This window comes from Enterobacter sp. SORGH_AS_0287 (assembly GCF_031453695.1).
In the GTDB taxonomy this organism is placed as follows: Bacteria; Pseudomonadota; Gammaproteobacteria; order Enterobacterales; family Enterobacteriaceae; genus Enterobacter; species Enterobacter ludwigii.
The window spans coordinates 1436301-1451268 of the sequence record NZ_JAVIZW010000001.1; the positions used below are offsets into that span (position 1 = coordinate 1436301).

Here is a 14968-nt window from a genome sequence, read left to right on the forward strand (position 1 = left end):
GCGGCCCATGCAACGTCTTCACGCTTATCCCGACATCCGCGCGATGTTTCGCAGACTTCTGATTGCCACCCTTACCGGCATACTGGCCGCGCTGGCCGTCGCGGTGTTCCGCCACAGCATGTATCTGCTGGAGTGGCTGTTTCTCAGTAACAACAGCGGCAGTCTGGTGAATGCCGCGGCGGCGTTATCCCCGTGGCGTCGCGCGCTCACGCCCGCGCTGGGAGGGCTGACGGCGGGGTTATTGTTGTGGGGATGGCAGCGGCTTACGGCGCAACGTCCTCATGCGCCGACAGATTATATGGAAGCGCTGGAGACGGGTGACGGCCAGTTTGATTATGGCTCGAGCCTCGTAAAATCCCTTGCGTCACTGCTGGTTGTCTCCAGTGGGAGCGCCATTGGCCGCGAAGGTGCCATGATCCTGCTTGCGGCACTGGCCGCCTCCTTTTTCGCCCAACGCTTTACGCCGAAATCCGAATGGAAATTATGGATTGCCTGCGGAGCCGCGGCCGGGATGGCCAGCGCCTATCACGCGCCCCTGGCCGGCAGCCTGTTTATTGCCGAAATTCTGTTTGGCACGCTGATGCTGGCCTCGCTCGGGCCGGTGGTGATTGCGGCGGTGGTAGCCCTGCTTACCACGCGACTCTTAGCGCCCGGTGCCGGTACGCTCTATGACGTCCAACTGAGTGGCCTACTCAGTGCGGCAGATTATGGCCTGCTTGTCGCGACAGGCCTGCTGGCGGGCCTGTGCGGACCGCTGCTGATGTGGCTTATGGCGTTCAGCCATTCGTTATTTCTGCGTCTCAGGCTCTCGCCGCCCTGGCAACTGGCGCTCGGCGGAGCGATCGTCGGGTTGCTGTCGCTCCTGACGCCTGACGTGTGGGGGAATGGCTACAGCGTGGTTCAGGCTTTTCTGCTCGCCCCACCGCTGCTGTCCGTGATAGCAGGTGTATTTCTCTGTAAATTACTGGCGGTACTGGCAAGCAGCGGTTCTGGCGCGCCGGGCGGGGTTTTCACACCGACGTTGTTTGTCGGCATGGCCACAGGAATGCTATTTGCACAACTCTTCGGGCTGTGGTTTCCGGGGTCTGAAACGGTGATTTTGCTGGGGCTGGCAGGCATGGCGACGTTACTCGCCGCGACGACCCATGCGCCCATTATGTCTGCGTTGATGGTCTGTGAAATGACCGGGCAGTATTTTTTGCTGCCCGGTTTGCTGATTGCCTGCGTGATCGCGTCCGTCTTGTCGCGGACGTTACGCCACGACTCGATCTACGGACAACATGCGACCGAGGGAAGAGAGATCGATGTACTGCGCTAATTCACGCTGTTCGGCACGCGGCAGATAAGGCAGCTCGCCCACCAACGGTCCCGGCAGTTTTTTGCTGAGCACGTCGATGATTTCCGCGTAGTGCGCCAGGCCCGGGTTGATACGGTTTGCGACCCAGCCAATCAACGGCAATCCGTCATTGGCAATCGCCTGCGCCGTCAGAAGCGCATGGTTGATGCACCCTTCCTGAATACCGACCACCATGATCACCGGCAGTTGCTCCTGCACCACCCACTCAGAAAGCGGGCGCAGATCGTTCATCAGGCTGCGCCATCCGCCGGTACCTTCCACCACGACATGGTCGGCCATCTCGCTCAGGTTCGCCAGACCGTCGGACAACAGGGTGTAATTAATCAGACCGCTGTGCGCCACGCTGCTTTCATCTTCGCTTAAGGCAATGGGATTGATCGCGTGATATGGCAGTTCCAGTGACGAGACGCTTTGTAACACCAGGGCGTCTTTATTCCGCAATCCTTCGGGCGTCTCTTTACTGCCTTTTGCGACCGGTTTGTACCCTGCAACGCGTTTACCGCTTGCTGCCAGAGCCTGTAGCAACGCGCGGGATACAACGGTCTTGCCGACAGAGGTATCTGTACCCGTAACAAAGAAACGCTTAAGCATGACTCATTCCACCTCTTGGGTATGCTTCGAAAATATAAACCAGAGAAATAATTCAGTGGGGGAAGTCTACGGGATGCGTGCGCTACCCAGCTTGAGATAGCGCAATTTTTCGTACATCTGCGGAAAAGAGTTAACCCTGTAACAGGCGGATCAGCAGCGAGCCGTTATACATGGCGTCCTTGACCAGGGCTGCACCAGCCATGGTGCCCTGATTGGAAAACTGGGTGCTTTCCACGGCAATATTTTTGCTGTAGGCCGGGAGCGCCTGTTGATGAATACAGGCCGAGATAGCCGGGAAGAGAATTTCCGCCGCCTGACTCAGCGGTGAGCCAATCAGGATTTTTTGCGGGTTGAAGAGATTCACCATAATGGCCAGAATGCGGCCAACGTTATTCCCCACTCCGGTAATAATATCCTTTGCCAGCAAATCCCCCTGACGCGCTGCGGCGCAGAGTGAATCGACGGTCAAAGGTTGTCCGTGTAGCGAAGAGCTCATGGACTGGCTGAGCCTGACCTGCGCCAGCTCCAGCACGCTTTCCACGCTGGCGATGGTTTCCAGACAGCCATGGTTGCCGCAGTAACAGCGCTTGCCGTAGGGATCGACCTGCGTGTGGCCGATTTCGACCAGGCTACTGCTTCCGGCATGCAGAAGGCGTCCGTCGGTGATGACGCCCGCCCCGACGTTATGGTCAATCACCACCTGAATCACGTCCCTTGCGCCGCGGGATGCGCCAAACAGCGCCTCCGCCATCGTCCAGGCGCTGATGTCATGCTGAATATAGACCGGCACGCCGGTGTGATTTTTCAGCACCTCGCCCAGCGGCATCTCTTTGACATCGTCGTAGAACGGCATGCGGTGCACGATTCCATTTTCGGTATCAATAATACCCGGCATGGTGATCGCAATGGCCGTTAAGCGTTCAAGGCGTTGCTGATGGCGAATAAAGAAGTGATCGATATGGGTGACAATGGCATCGAGGAGCGATTGTTCAGCCTTGAGCGGCAGTTCCAGCCGGTCTTCTACCACCAGCTTGCTGCTTAAATCGCGCAGGGCAAGGAAGATCTCTCCCCGGCTAATGCGCAGTGACAGGTAGTGCCACGCTTCAGTCTCCACCACCAGGCCGACCGCCGGACGGCCGCGGCTGCCCGGCTCCTGAATTTCCGTCTCCTGGACCAGGTGGGCTTCCAGCATTTCACGAACAATCTTGGTAATACTGGCAGGTGCCAGTTGTGCCAGGCGCGAAAGATCGATACGCGAAACCGGGCCAAGCTGATCAATCAGGCGATAAACCGCGCCAGCGTTGGTCTGCTTAATCTGATCAATGTGCCCTGGCTGACTATCAGCAACCACCTCGTACTCCCTTATTTTCGAGCATCGAAATAAACTGTGGGCTATGGTGAAGCACTTCAATGGCCGTCGTCAAATATTTACTTAGCCATGTGATTTACTGCACATTTTTACCCACTTTTCCCTCTAAATATTGTCCTGCAGAGGCGCTTAACAGCTGTGCTTTAAACCGCTGCGCTGCATGGCTCTGCTCATGATGTTTCGACCATACCAGCCACATTTCCGAAACAGCATCGTCTTCGGCGATAGCAACCCAGCGCATTTCACGCAATTGTACCCGTTTAAACGAGGCCGGAAGAATAGAGACACCCAGCCCCGCCGCGACCAGCCCAATAATGGTCATCGCTTCCCCGACTTCCTGCGTAATGATCGGGGCAAGATCGTAGCGTCGTAACAGGCCCAGAATATCGTCGTACAGACCGGTACCTACCTGCGGGTCGAAAAAAACAAACGGCTCTTTTGCCAGCTCTGCCAGCGTGACCGCCGAACGCGAGGCGAGCGGATGATCGTGCGGGATCATTGCCATTAACGGTTCGCGCAGAATAACCTGCCACGCCAGCGTATCCGGGAGTTGGGTGTTACGCATCAGACCTAAATCAAGAGAACCTTCATTCAGCGGAGCGATTTGCTCGCGGGTATTAATTTCGCGCGTCTGAATATGCACATCCGGAAAATGCCGGCGAAACGACGACAGGGTCTGCGAAACAGCGCTGATAAACGGTGCAGACGAGGTAAACCCAATCCGCAACTCTCCGGTTTCCCCGAGATAAAGCCGCTCTGCCCGGGCTGCCGCCTCATCCACCATACTGAGAATTTGTCGGCTGTCGGCCAGAAATTGCTTCCCGGCCGCCGTCAGGCTCACGCTGCGGTTGGTCCGTGCCAGAAGGCGCGCCCCGACCTGTTGCTCAAGGATCTGGATCTGCTGGCTTAGCGGGGGTTGTGAGATATTCAGTCTTGCCGCCGCGCGGCCAAAATGAAGCTCTTCAGCGACGGCGACAAAGTAGCGCAGATGACGCAGTTCGATATTCATATTTTTAAAGTATCATTTGAGATTATTAATATATTAGACAGAATATTTACATTTTCCTACTCTGATCGTGTGGTCATACCCGTCACCCGAAACCACGGGGATGTTTAAGCAAGGACATTGTGTGAGTCGTACATCTACCATTGATATCGATCCGGCCAGAGATATTGATGATTTACCCGCAGCATCGCAGCCGGTTCAGTTCATTAAACGTGGTACCCCCCAGTTCATGCGCGTCACGCTGGCGCTTTTCTCAGCGGGTCTGGCAACCTTCGCCCTGCTCTATTGCGTTCAGCCGATCCTGCCCGTTCTTTCCCATGAATTTGGCGTATCGCCTGCCAGCAGCAGTATTTCGCTCTCTATCTCTACCGGCATGCTGGCGATTGGTCTGCTTTTCACCGGGCCACTTTCCGACGCCATTGGCCGTAAACAGGTGATGGTTACCGCCCTGATGCTGGCTTCGATTTGTACGTTACTCTCCACGATGATGACCAGTTGGCACGGTATCCTGGTGATGCGCGCGTTAATTGGGTTATCCCTGAGTGGCGTGGCGGCGGTCGGGATGACCTATCTCAGCGAAGAGATCCACCCGAGCTTTGTCGCCTTCTCTATGGGGCTGTACATCAGCGGGAACTCGATTGGCGGAATGAGTGGACGTCTGCTGAGCGGGGTGTTTACGGACTTCTTTAACTGGCGTATTGCGCTGGCGGTGATCGGCTGCTTTGCCCTTGCGTCTGCGCTGATGTTCTGGAGAATCCTTCCGGAATCACGTCATTTTCGTTCTACCTCCCTGCGCCCGAAAACGCTGTTTATCAACTTCCGTCTGCACTGGCGTGACAAAGGGTTGCCGCTGCTGTTCCTGACCGGCTTTCTGCTGATGGGCTCATTCGTTACGTTGTTTAACTATATCGGCTATCGCCTGATGCTCTCCCCGTGGCACCTGAGTCAGGCGGTGGTGGGTCTGCTCTCTGTGGCGTATCTCACCGGCACGTGGAGTTCACCTAAAGCCGGAGCGATGACGGCCCGCTTTGGACGCGGTCCGGTTATGCTGGTCTCTACGGCCGTCATGCTGCTCGGCCTGTTGATGACCCTTTTCGCCTCCCTGTGGCTTATCTTCGCCGGGATGCTGCTTTTCTCTGCCGGTTTCTTCGCCGCTCACTCGGTGGCCAGCAGCTGGATTGGCCCGCGCGCTCGCCGGGCCAAAGGCCAGGCGTCGTCTTTGTATCTGTTCAGCTATTACCTCGGTTCCAGCTTTGCGGGGACGCTGGGTGGGGTGTTCTGGCATAACTATGGCTGGAACGGCGTGGGCGGTTTTATTGCGCTGATGCTCTGCGGGGCGCTGTTGGTAGGGACCCGTTTACACCAGCGGCTGCACTGATTCAGGGTTTGAAATCGAGCGTGTAGTTTTCCCCGATACGCTCATCAGGTACCACTGGGAGCACATGATCGTCACTGGCAGACTGTAAGGCCGCAATGGCGGCCTTACACAGCTCAGGATCGCTGCCTTTTACCACCTGAATGTTGGTCACATAGGCCGCGCCTTTGGGCTGGTGAATCTTTAACGAGCAGAGCTTCCCTTCATACTGCTCTGCGGTCGTCATCCTTTGTTTCACTGTTTCCACATACGCAAACGCCCATGCATGCGCGGAGTCTTCTTCGGTGTTGAACGGGATTACGTCATGATGATGTGTCTGGCACCCCGTCAGCAACACTGCAATCCCTACACTCACAACCTTGTTCATTTTCCATCCGGCAGTCGTTTTTTTTAGGGTTATAACACAGCGTTACTGAACGAAATAGCACCAAACTCTAAGGGGTAATGGCTTGGATTCAGGTGGGAATTTTGATACTACTCACTCTTCATGCCTGAAACATCGCCTTGCAAAGAGAAAACGAAATGAGCGAAAACAGCCACTACCAACAACTCACCCGCACCTTCCAGCGCCTCTCCCGTTTCTCCCACCTCTCCGCCATCGCCAGCTGGGATATATTTACCATGATGCCGCCGGGAGGCAGTGCCGCGCGCGGTGAAGCACTGGCCGAAATGAGCGTTCTGCAACACCAGATCCTGACCGATAAAAAGGTGGGTGAATGGCTGTCCGCCGCGGCCGGTGAGGACCTGAATGATATTGAACAAGCCAACCTGCGTGAAATGACGCGTCATTACCAGCAGGCGTCGCTGTTGCCGGAAGCGCTGGTGGAAGCCAAATCGCTGGCAGGCAGCAAATGTGAGCACGCCTGGCGTACTCAGCGCCCGGCCAATGACTGGCAGGGGTTTGCCGCCAACCTGAAAGAGGTCGTCAAACTGAGCCGCGAGGAGGCTCGTCTGCGTGCTGAAGCCAAAGGCTGCAGCCCTTACGACGCGCTGCTGGATATTTTCGAGCCGGACATGACCAGCGCGCGTCTGGACGTACTGTTCGCGGATATGAAATCCTGGCTGCCGGACCTGCTGGCAAACGTTGTGGAAAAACAGGCTCAGCAGTCGTTCGTTCCGCCGCAGGGCCCCTTCCCGACGGCAACGCAGCGTGAACTTGGGCTTGAAGCCATGAAGATGCTCGGCTTTGATTTTAACGGCGGTCGCCTGGACGTCAGTGCACACCCGTTCTGCGGTGGCGTGCCGGAAGATGTGCGCATCACCACGCGTTATGATGAGGACGAGCTGCTCAGCGCGCTGTTTGGCATGATCCACGAAACCGGACACGCGCGCTACGAGCAAAACCTGCCGCGAACGTGGGCCGGTCAACCTGTCGCGCTGGCCCGTTCAACGGCGATCCACGAATCCCAGAGCCTGTTCTTTGAGATGCAGCTGGGGCGCAGCGACGCTTTTCTTAAACATCTCCTCCCTGCGGTTCACGCCCGTTTTGGCAGTCAGGCGGCGTTCAGTGAAGAGAACTTTATTGCCTGGAACCAGCGCGTGAAACCGGGCTATATCCGCGTCGATGCCGACGAAGTCAGCTACCCGGCACATGTGGTGCTGCGCTATGAAATTGAACGTGCGCTGATCAATGGCGATATCGAGGTGGATGACATTCCGGCACTGTGGGATGATAAAATGCAGGCCTGGCTCGGGTTATCAACCAAAGATAACTACCGCAACGGCTGTATGCAGGACATTCACTGGACCGACGGCGGTTTTGGCTACTTCCCGTCCTACACGCTCGGCGCGATGTACGCCGCGCAATTGTTCCATGCGGCCAAAACGGCGCTGCCGGGTCTGCAGTCCTCCATCGCTGAGGGCGATTTCTCCGCCCTGTTTGACTGGCTGCGTCAGAACATCTGGCAGCACGGTAGCCGCTTCACCACTTCGCAACTGATTACCCAGGCGACGGGTGAAGACCTGAATATCCGTTACTTCCGCGAGCATTTGACGTCCCGTTATCTGTAATCCAGCGGCCGGAGTACGCTCCGGCCGTTTTCCTTTTGCGCACCCTTTACCGCCCTTTGTACATTCCGTTACACGCCGATACCAATCACTCACGGAAACCCCGAATTTACAGGGATATAGTTCTTTCAACGGCCCCGCAGTGGGGTTAAATGAAAAACCAAATTCGAGGGTATGAACATGAAAAAAGTATTAGCTCTGGTTGTTGCCGCTGCTATGGGTCTGTCTTCTGCTGCGTTTGCTGCTGAAACCACTGCTGCACCGGCTGCTGCTGCGCCAGCTGCAACAACGACTGCTGCTCCGGCAAAAACCGTACACCACAAGAAACACCATAAAGCCGCTAAACCTGCTGCAGAGCAAAAAGCCCAGGCTGCTAAAAAACACCACAAAAAAGCCGTTAAACAAGATGCCGCTAAACCGGCTGTAGAGCAGAAAGCGCAGGCCGCTAAGAAGCACCACAAAAAAGCGACCAAACCTGCTGTAGAACAGAAAGCCCAGGCCGCTAAAAAGCATCACAAAAAAGCAGTAAAACACGAAGCTGCTAAACCAGCTGCACAGCCAGCTGCGTAAGAGTACAAGCTTAACCGTGCCTTTCGGGGCACGTTGGTAAACCGGCGCTGAACCGGAAAGGTCCAGCGCCGTTTTTTTATCCGGAGGGCGTATGCTGCGGCGCTATCGGTTTGAGCTGATTCTTATCCTGCTTATTTTATGCGCGCTCATCGCAAGCCATTTTTATCTTTCCTGATCGTAGCACGCTGATTTTACTCCCACTTTAGCGCTGTCCCGTCTATAGTATTTTCATAGGGTTCACTTTTAATAATCATAATTGCCCCCACCAGAGTGTGATATGCGTAAATCTGTTGTGTTGTTACTGGGAACGTTTGGTCTTTTTTCTGGATTCTCACATGCGGATGATGGCGGTGATGAAACCATTAGCGCGAAAGAGCTTAAAACGCTGTTTTTCGGTCATGACGATCGTACGCGCGTCGCCGATCCTACCCAGGCACCCTGGGACGCTATCGGGCAACTGGAAACCGCCAGCGGTAATTTATGTACCGCTACGCTGATTACGCCGCAACTTGCCCTGACGGCAGGCCACTGCCTGCTGACACCGCCAGACGGCAAGCCAGACAAAGCCGTTGCCCTGCGATTTGTGTCGCAAAAAGGGATGTGGCGTTATGAAATTCACGGTATTGAGGGACGGGTTGATGCTTCTCTCGGCAAACGTCTGAAGCCTGACGGTGACGGCTGGATAGTGCCTCCGTCAGCGGCATCCTGGGATTTTGGCCTGATCATTTTGCGCTACCCGCCCTCTGGCATTACCCCGCTTCCGTTATTTGACGGAGACAAAGCCGCGCTCACTGCCGCACTGAAAGCCGCCGACCGTAAGGTGACGCAATCAGGCTACCCTGTCGATCATCTGGACGCGCTTTACACCCACACGGACTGTATTGTCACAGGATGGGCGCAAAACAGCGTGCTCTCGCATCAGTGCGATACGTTACCCGGTGACAGCGGCTCGCCGCTGATGTTAAAAACGGATAACGGCTGGCAGCTGATTGGTGTTCAAAGCTCTGCGCCAGCGGCAAAAGACAGATGGCGAGCAGATAACCGGGCCTTAGCAGTGACCGGTTTTCGTGACAAGCTGGAAGCACTGGCGCAGCAGTAACTCAGCACTGTCTGACCTGACGTAACGCCCTGATTGATTCAATCGGCATCGGCTGGCTGAACCAGAATCCCTGCAGCTGATCGCAGCCAGCCAGCCGTAACAATTTCATCTGCTTTTCGTTTTCCACCCCTTCAGCGACCACCGCCATGCCCAGAGCATTGGCGATCCTCACCGTGCCGCTCACCAGCGCCGCCGCTTGCTCATCGTTATCCACCAGCCCGGCCAGTGATTTATCAATCTTAATGGTGTCGAAATTAAAACGCCGCAAATAGCCAATACTCGAATAGCCCGTGCCAAAATCATCCAGCGCCACCGCGGTGCCCAGCGCTTTAAGGTTGGCAATCGCCGTGCGGGCACGCTCGGGGTTTTCCAGCACATAGGTCTCCGTGACTTCGAGCTGGAGTCGCCTGGCCGGGAAACGGGTGCTTTCCAGAACCCAGGCCACTTTTTCTTCGAATTCAGGGTCGCGAAACTGCGCCGGGGAGATATTAACGGAGAGCTTTAATTCGCTGTACGGCTCCAGATCCTGGCAGGCACGCTGCAAAACAAACTGGCCCAGTTTGTAAATCAGCCCACTCGTTTCCGCAATGGAAATGAAGGTATCTGGACCGAGTTCACCTTCCGGACGACGCGGCCAGCGAACCAGCGCTTCCACGCTGCTCATTTTCTGACTGCGGGCGTCAATAATCGGCTGGTACCAGACCTCAAACTCGTCTCGCTCCAGTCCGTTACGGATCTGGTTTTCAATCGCAAGCTTGCGTTCCCGGGCGTTATTCAGCGCCGCGTCATAGTGGGTGACACGCCCTTTCCCGCTAATTTTGGAATGGTACATGGCGATATCGGCGCGGCGAAACAGCTCGGAACTGGTGCATTCAATCAGGGTTCCGCTGGCAATCCCGATGCTGGCACCGATATGAATGGTGCGCTCCCCCAGACGAATGGGGGTATTGAGAAAATCCAGTACGGATTCGGCAAAGGTGGTCGCCAGCGCTTCTGCCCCTTCACCGCCGATGGTCATGGCAAACTCATCGCCTCCCATGCGCGCCAGCATCCCACCCGGTGGAACGCATTCATTCAGCGTTTTGGCGATGGTTACAATGAGATCGTCACCGACGCTGTGGCCGTAGATATCGTTGACGTCCTTGAAGCCATCCAGATCGATAAACACCACGCTTTTGACGTCAATATCGCCACGCAAACTCACGCGGTCCAGCGCTTCAATGAGTGCGCGGCGGTTCGGCAGATGGCTTAGCCAGTCCGTTCTGGCGACCAGACGCGCCTGGCTTTCTCCGCGGGCCAGTTTGTACAGGCCCACACAGCTCACCATAATAAACAGCAGGATCAGCACCGATGCCAGCACCACTATCTGCGTGATATCAGATGATGCGGCCCGGGCCGCCTGCGCGCCAGGAAGGCGTGCCTGCCAGTTGAGGTAACCCAGTAACTCCCCAGCAGAACTGCGCAGCGGCATACTCAGACTGTTGATTTTATCCGGGGTAAAGTTGAGGTTATCAATCTGAAAGGTCTGCCCCAGATCGGATAATATGCCGCTATTCAAATGGCGGGTAATCACCAGATAGCGGCGCGTACCGTCGTTAACCTGCAATCGCCCGATCATCGGTCGGATCAGCCCTATTCCGACAAACGCGACGCCGTGACGCGTTCGAGTGATCCCGGCATAAATATTCTTCTGGCTGGGTAATTCACGTCCGTGCTGCTGAATAAGCGCTTGCAGGCCTTTGCCAAAAAAGTCGAGATTCGTCTCCGCAAAAGGCTGGCTTTGAAACGATCCCCAGATAACGTTGAAATGCTCATCCAGCACGAAAGTGCCGTCATAGAGGTTATTGACTTTAAAGCCCGCTCCCCAGGTGTTGTATAACCATTCGGTATCGAGCTTTGGGCGGTAGACCTCGCGTACCGCATCGTCCCAGACGGCATTATCTATCACCAGGGTCGAGACACGGTTAACCGACGTTTGTATCGCACCCTGCACGGAAAGCGTGGTGCGGTGCTCGTCAATTTCATTGGTTTTGGTGCTGATCAGGTGCAGAGATAAATAGAGCAGCGCGACAATGGAGATGATTAAGCCGATCCCCGCCATGAAGATCATGGCGAACAATGTTCTCGCGGTGGGAATATTGCGCCAGCTTAATGTGCGATACATTAGCCATCCTCTTCAATGTTTTGCTTTTTTTAAGAGTAATACAGGCAGCGAATTTCGCTGCCTGTAAATAATGGCTTAACGTGTATCAGGCGAGTTTTATCATGATCATGCCGGCAAGCAGCAATATCAGTCCAATCCAACCTTTGTTATTTAAACGCTGACCGAACAGCACCCAGCCGGCTGCCAGGGTGGCGGCAATACCAAACCCGCCCCACAGCGCATAGGCCACGGACAGATCGATACCCTTCACTGCCTGTGACAGGGCGCTGAACGCCCCCAGTACGGCGGCAATCGACAACAGTCCGTAAATTTTACGACGAAAACCGTCAGAGAATTTTAGCAGGACGTTCGCTAAAATCTCCAGCACGATGGCAAACCCCAACCAGGCCGCGTGGATCCATTCAAACTGCTGCATGGGTCTGCTCCTTCGGCTGCTTAGTCGGTTTGCGTGTACCCGATTTAATCAGCACGATACCTGCTACCAGCGTCGTTAACCCGGCAATCTTCATTGTTGATAATGTTTCGTCAAATAATAAGACGCTGAACAGGGTGATCAACAAAATACCGATCCCTTCCCACAGCGCATAGGCCACACCCAGCGCAATTTTCTTCACTGCAAACGACAGGAAAATATAGGAAAGTGAAATCATCACCAGCATTAAAATAAAGCCGGTATTGCCATCGCTGACGCTTGCCCATTTCATCGACAGCGTGCCGGTAATTTCAGCGATAATAGCAAGGGCTAATAAAATCCAGTAAAACATGTTTTTCTCCTGCTTGAGAATATAATCCATCGTGGCCTGCTGCGTGCAGCAAACCCAAAAATATGAAATTAAATCAGACAGCTAAGCGCGTAGCGCCAGCTCAGGCAGAAGATGTGACTATAGCGCGTTGCGCCAGTGTTGCTCACCAGAAAGAAGGCAGAAGGAAGTGAAAAATACAGCGGTGTTGTTTGAAGAATACGTCCTGAACAAATTGTCCATAAAATTACAATTATCCGCGTTGTTGCTTCTCGTCTTTGCGGATGAAAATTGTCCTCGGTAGTTGAACACGCCAAATTTGTACCATAAGTAAGGCTTTTACTCAAAGTCTTTTCAATTCTTTACCCATCCCGTTTGATTTTGGTTAGTTTATTGAAACGGCTTTCGCCTTTATTATAAATAAAAATATTATTCAGGAACCCCCATGGCTAAACCCATCATTACCCTGAACGGGCTAAAAATTGTCATCATGCTGGGCATGCTGGTGATCATACTGACGGGCGTTCGTTTTGCCGCCGACATCATCGTGCCGTTTATTCTGGCCCTGTTTATTGCGGTGATCCTTAACCCGCTCATACAGCGCATGACGCGGTTCCGCATCCCGCGCGTGCTGGCAATCACGATGCTTATCAGCATCATTATTATTGCCATGGTGCTGCTGGTCGCTTATCTCGGCACCTCCCTGAATGAACTGACGCGAACGTTACCGAAATACCGCTCGTCGCTGGCGATACCGCTGTTGCAGCTTGAACCCTGGCTGCAGCGTGCGGGAATCGAAGTGTCCGTTGAGGAGTTGCTGAAGTACATTGATCCGAATGCCGCCATGACCCTCGTCACCGGCCTGCTGGCGCAGCTCTCTAACGCCATGACCTCGATTTTCCTGCTGTTTTTAACGGTGGTGTTCATGCTGCTGGAAGTGCCGCAACTGCCCGCAAAACTGCAGCAAATAATGGTCCGTCCGGTTGAAGGCATGGGCGCGATTCAACGCGCGCTGGATAGCGTCTCCCGCTATCTGGTCCTGAAAACCGCCATTAGCCTGGTCACCGGGGCCGTGGTCTGGGGAATGCTGATGGCGCTGGATGTCCGGTTTGCGTTCGTCTGGGGATTACTGGCCTTTGCGCTCAACTATATCCCCAACATCGGTTCGGTGCTGGCCGCTATCCCCCCTATTCTGCAGGTGCTGGTGTTCAGTGGGTTCTATGATGCGCTGATTCTGCTAGCCGGGTATCTGGTGATTAACCTGGTGTTCGGGAACATTCTTGAGCCACGCATGATGGGGCGTGGTCTGGGATTGTCCACGCTGGTGGTATTTCTGTCCCTTATCTTTTGGGGATGGCTGCTCGGCCCGGTCGGCATGTTGCTCTCCGTTCCGCTGACCATCATTGTGAAGATTGGCCTCGAACAGACGGCAGGCGGGCAAAGTATCGCCGTGCTGCTGAGCGATATGAGCCATAAGCCAGTCGAATAACCTCCGCAGATGCCTGCCTCGTCCCCCTTACCGGGGGTGACGAGACAGGCAGGCGTTACGGCCTTCGCGCTCGGCGCACAACAAAATAGCTACTCGCGCCATCCCATTGCCGGTGCAACATGCTTCAGAATGGATTCGATAACATGCGCGTTGTAATCCACTCCGAGCTGGTTCGGCACGGTGAGCAATAAGGTGTCCGCTTCGGCAATCGCTTCGTCTTGTTTCAACTGCTCAATCAGCTTTTCAGGCTCAGCGGCATAGCTGCGTCCGAAAATTGCGCGCGTTTTCTCATCAAGGTAACCCACGCTATCGCTGTCGTTCCGGCTTGCGCCGAAGTACATGCGGTCACGATCGTCCATCAGCGCAAAAATACTGCGGCTGACCGAGACGCGCGGCTGACGAGTATGCCCGGCTTCCGCCCAGGCCTGTCGGTAAGCGCGGATCTGTTTTGCCTGCTGAATATGGAATGGCTCACCGGTTTCATCATCTTTCAGGGTTGAGCTTTGCAGGTTCATCCCCAGTTTTGCAGCCCATACCGCTGTCGCGTTCGACCCTGCGCCCCACCAGATGCGCTCACGTAAGCCTTCGGAATGTGGCTCCAGGCGCAGCAGTCCCGGTGGATTTGGGAACATGGGTTGTGGGTTCGGTTTTGCAAACCCTTCTCCGCGCAGCACCTCAAGCAGTACCTCGGTGTGTCGGCGTGCCATATCTGATTCATTTTCCCCTTCCTGCGGGACATAACCAAAATGACGCCAGCCATCAATGACCTGCTCCGGAGAGCCCCGGCTGATCCCCAGCTGCAAACGTCCGCCGGAGATTAAATCCGCCGCGCCCGCATCTTCCGCCATGTACATCGGATTTTCATAGCGCATATCGATCACGCCAGTACCGATTTCGATGCTTTTCGTTTTCGCACCGATCGCCGCCAGTAAGGGGAACGGAGAGCTGAGTTGACGGGCAAAATGATGCACACGGAAATAGGCACCGTCTGCGCCCAGCTCTTCAGCGGCGACGGCCAGGTCGATGGATTGCAACAGGGTGTCCGCCGCGGAACGCGTGCCGGACTGAGGTGACGGTGTCCAGTGACCAAATGACAAAAAGCCGATCTTTTTCATAACGAGATATCCTGATGATGCTTTGCGTTATCTCTACTTTACGCATTACCCGGGGAGAATAAATGCCCTTTATTTAACGGAATAAT

The 14968-nt window shown here is 55.0% G+C and carries 14 protein-coding genes; 6 read left to right on the forward strand and 8 right to left on the reverse strand.

Annotated features, from left to right (window positions below):
• The first annotated feature begins 7 nt into the window (after positions 1-7).
• Complete coding sequence (clcB, locus tag QE396_RS06790) at positions 8-1318, forward strand: voltage-gated ClC-type chloride channel ClcB (RefSeq protein ID WP_020884285.1); 1311 nt, start codon at positions 8-10, stop codon at positions 1316-1318.
• On the opposite strand, the gene bioD is transcribed toward clcB, so the two are convergent.
• The 3 genes from bioD to QE396_RS06805 all read right to left on the reverse strand — a co-directional run bounded on the left by bioD (position 1253) and on the right by QE396_RS06805 (position 4326).
• Positions 1253-1948 carry a dethiobiotin synthase gene (gene bioD, locus QE396_RS06795; RefSeq protein ID WP_014169857.1) on the reverse strand — a complete coding sequence of 232 codons (696 nt, stop codon included), beginning with the start codon at positions 1946-1948 and terminating at the stop codon, positions 1253-1255. The genes clcB and bioD overlap by 66 nt on opposite strands.
• A 130-nt stretch (positions 1949-2078) precedes the next feature.
• Positions 2079-3299, reverse strand: a complete 1221-nt coding sequence (gene mlc / locus QE396_RS06800) for a sugar metabolism global transcriptional regulator Mlc (RefSeq protein WP_020884286.1) — start codon at positions 3297-3299, stop codon at positions 2079-2081.
• 94 nt (positions 3300-3393) lie between these two features.
• Complete coding sequence (locus QE396_RS06805; protein ID WP_020884287.1) at positions 3394-4326, reverse strand: LysR family transcriptional regulator; 933 nt, start codon at positions 4324-4326, stop codon at positions 3394-3396.
• Between the two features lie 121 nt (positions 4327-4447).
• Here QE396_RS06805 and QE396_RS06810 point away from each other — a divergent pair, with 121 nt between their 5' ends.
• On the forward strand, positions 4448-5701 hold the full coding sequence (locus QE396_RS06810) for an MFS transporter (protein WP_020884288.1): 1254 nt from the start codon (positions 4448-4450) through the stop codon (positions 5699-5701).
• A 1-nt stretch (position 5702) separates the two neighbouring features.
• Here QE396_RS06810 and QE396_RS06815 read toward each other — a convergent pair whose 3' ends face one another.
• Positions 5703-6065: a cell envelope integrity protein TolA gene (locus QE396_RS06815; RefSeq protein WP_020884289.1), complete on the reverse strand. Its 363-nt coding sequence runs from the start codon at positions 6063-6065 to the stop codon at positions 5703-5705.
• A gap of 155 nt (positions 6066-6220) precedes the next feature.
• On the opposite strand from QE396_RS06815, the gene QE396_RS06820 reads away from it, so the two are divergent.
• The 3 genes from QE396_RS06820 to QE396_RS06830 all read left to right on the forward strand — a co-directional run bounded on the left by QE396_RS06820 (position 6221) and on the right by QE396_RS06830 (position 9374).
• The gene (locus QE396_RS06820; RefSeq protein ID WP_309950463.1) at positions 6221-7708 is read left to right on the forward strand and encodes a carboxypeptidase M32; all 1488 of its coding nucleotides are present in this window, start codon (positions 6221-6223) and stop codon (positions 7706-7708) included.
• 177 nt (positions 7709-7885) lie between these two features.
• Positions 7886-8275 (forward strand): acid resistance repetitive basic protein Asr, encoded by a 390-nt coding sequence (gene asr / locus QE396_RS06825; RefSeq protein ID WP_032670412.1) that lies wholly within the window; start codon positions 7886-7888, stop codon positions 8273-8275.
• Between the two features lie 277 nt (positions 8276-8552).
• Positions 8553-9374 (forward strand): serine protease, encoded by an 822-nt coding sequence (locus tag QE396_RS06830; RefSeq protein WP_020884292.1) that lies wholly within the window; start codon positions 8553-8555, stop codon positions 9372-9374.
• Position 9375: 1 nt separating this feature from the next.
• On the opposite strand, the gene QE396_RS06835 is transcribed toward QE396_RS06830, so the two are convergent.
• From QE396_RS06835 to mdtJ, 3 genes are all read right to left on the reverse strand, one after another.
• On the reverse strand, positions 9376-11538 hold the full coding sequence (locus QE396_RS06835) for a bifunctional diguanylate cyclase/phosphodiesterase (protein WP_020884293.1): 2163 nt from the start codon (positions 11536-11538) through the stop codon (positions 9376-9378).
• Positions 11539-11623: 85 nt separating this feature from the next.
• Positions 11624-11953: a multidrug/spermidine efflux SMR transporter subunit MdtI gene (gene mdtI / locus QE396_RS06840; protein ID WP_014169849.1), complete on the reverse strand. Its 330-nt coding sequence runs from the start codon at positions 11951-11953 to the stop codon at positions 11624-11626.
• Positions 11940-12302, reverse strand: a complete 363-nt coding sequence (mdtJ, locus tag QE396_RS06845) for a multidrug/spermidine efflux SMR transporter subunit MdtJ (RefSeq protein WP_025204323.1) — start codon at positions 12300-12302, stop codon at positions 11940-11942. Before mdtJ ends, mdtI begins: the two co-directional genes overlap by 14 nt.
• Before the next feature lie 421 nt (positions 12303-12723).
• On the opposite strand from mdtJ, the gene QE396_RS06850 reads away from it, so the two are divergent.
• On the forward strand, positions 12724-13767 hold the full coding sequence (locus tag QE396_RS06850) for an AI-2E family transporter (protein WP_014169847.1): 1044 nt from the start codon (positions 12724-12726) through the stop codon (positions 13765-13767).
• 89 nt (positions 13768-13856) lie between these two features.
• Here QE396_RS06850 and QE396_RS06855 read toward each other — a convergent pair whose 3' ends face one another.
• Positions 13857-14882, reverse strand: coding sequence for an LLM class flavin-dependent oxidoreductase (locus QE396_RS06855; RefSeq protein WP_014169846.1), 1026 nt, complete (start codon positions 14880-14882; stop codon positions 13857-13859).
• Between the last annotated feature and the right edge of the window lie 86 nt (positions 14883-14968).

What these genes read in the sequence shown, in the direction of transcription:
- clcB (WP_020884285.1), top strand. Translation starts at nt 8, where the DNA reads ATGCAACGTCTTCACGCTTATCCCGACATCCGCGCGATGTTTCGCAGA.
- bioD (WP_014169857.1), bottom strand. Translation starts at nt 1,948, where the DNA reads ATGCTTAAGCGTTTCTTTGTTACGGGTACAGATACCTCTGTCGGCAAG.
- QE396_RS06805 (WP_020884287.1), bottom strand. Translation starts at nt 4,326, where the DNA reads ATGAATATCGAACTGCGTCATCTGCGCTACTTTGTCGCCGTCGCTGAA.
- QE396_RS06815 (WP_020884289.1), bottom strand. Translation starts at nt 6,065, where the DNA reads ATGAACAAGGTTGTGAGTGTAGGGATTGCAGTGTTGCTGACGGGGTGC.
- QE396_RS06820 (WP_309950463.1), top strand. Translation starts at nt 6,221, where the DNA reads ATGAGCGAAAACAGCCACTACCAACAACTCACCCGCACCTTCCAGCGC.
- asr (WP_032670412.1), top strand. Translation starts at nt 7,886, where the DNA reads ATGAAAAAAGTATTAGCTCTGGTTGTTGCCGCTGCTATGGGTCTGTCT.
- QE396_RS06830 (WP_020884292.1), top strand. Translation starts at nt 8,553, where the DNA reads ATGCGTAAATCTGTTGTGTTGTTACTGGGAACGTTTGGTCTTTTTTCT.
- QE396_RS06835 (WP_020884293.1), bottom strand. Translation starts at nt 11,538, where the DNA reads ATGTATCGCACATTAAGCTGGCGCAATATTCCCACCGCGAGAACATTG.
- mdtI (WP_014169849.1), bottom strand. Translation starts at nt 11,953, where the DNA reads ATGCAGCAGTTTGAATGGATCCACGCGGCCTGGTTGGGGTTTGCCATC.
- mdtJ (WP_025204323.1), bottom strand. Translation starts at nt 12,302, where the DNA reads ATGTTTTACTGGATTTTATTAGCCCTTGCTATTATCGCTGAAATTACC.
- QE396_RS06850 (WP_014169847.1), top strand. Translation starts at nt 12,724, where the DNA reads ATGGCTAAACCCATCATTACCCTGAACGGGCTAAAAATTGTCATCATG.
- QE396_RS06855 (WP_014169846.1), bottom strand. Translation starts at nt 14,882, where the DNA reads ATGAAAAAGATCGGCTTTTTGTCATTTGGTCACTGGACACCGTCACCT.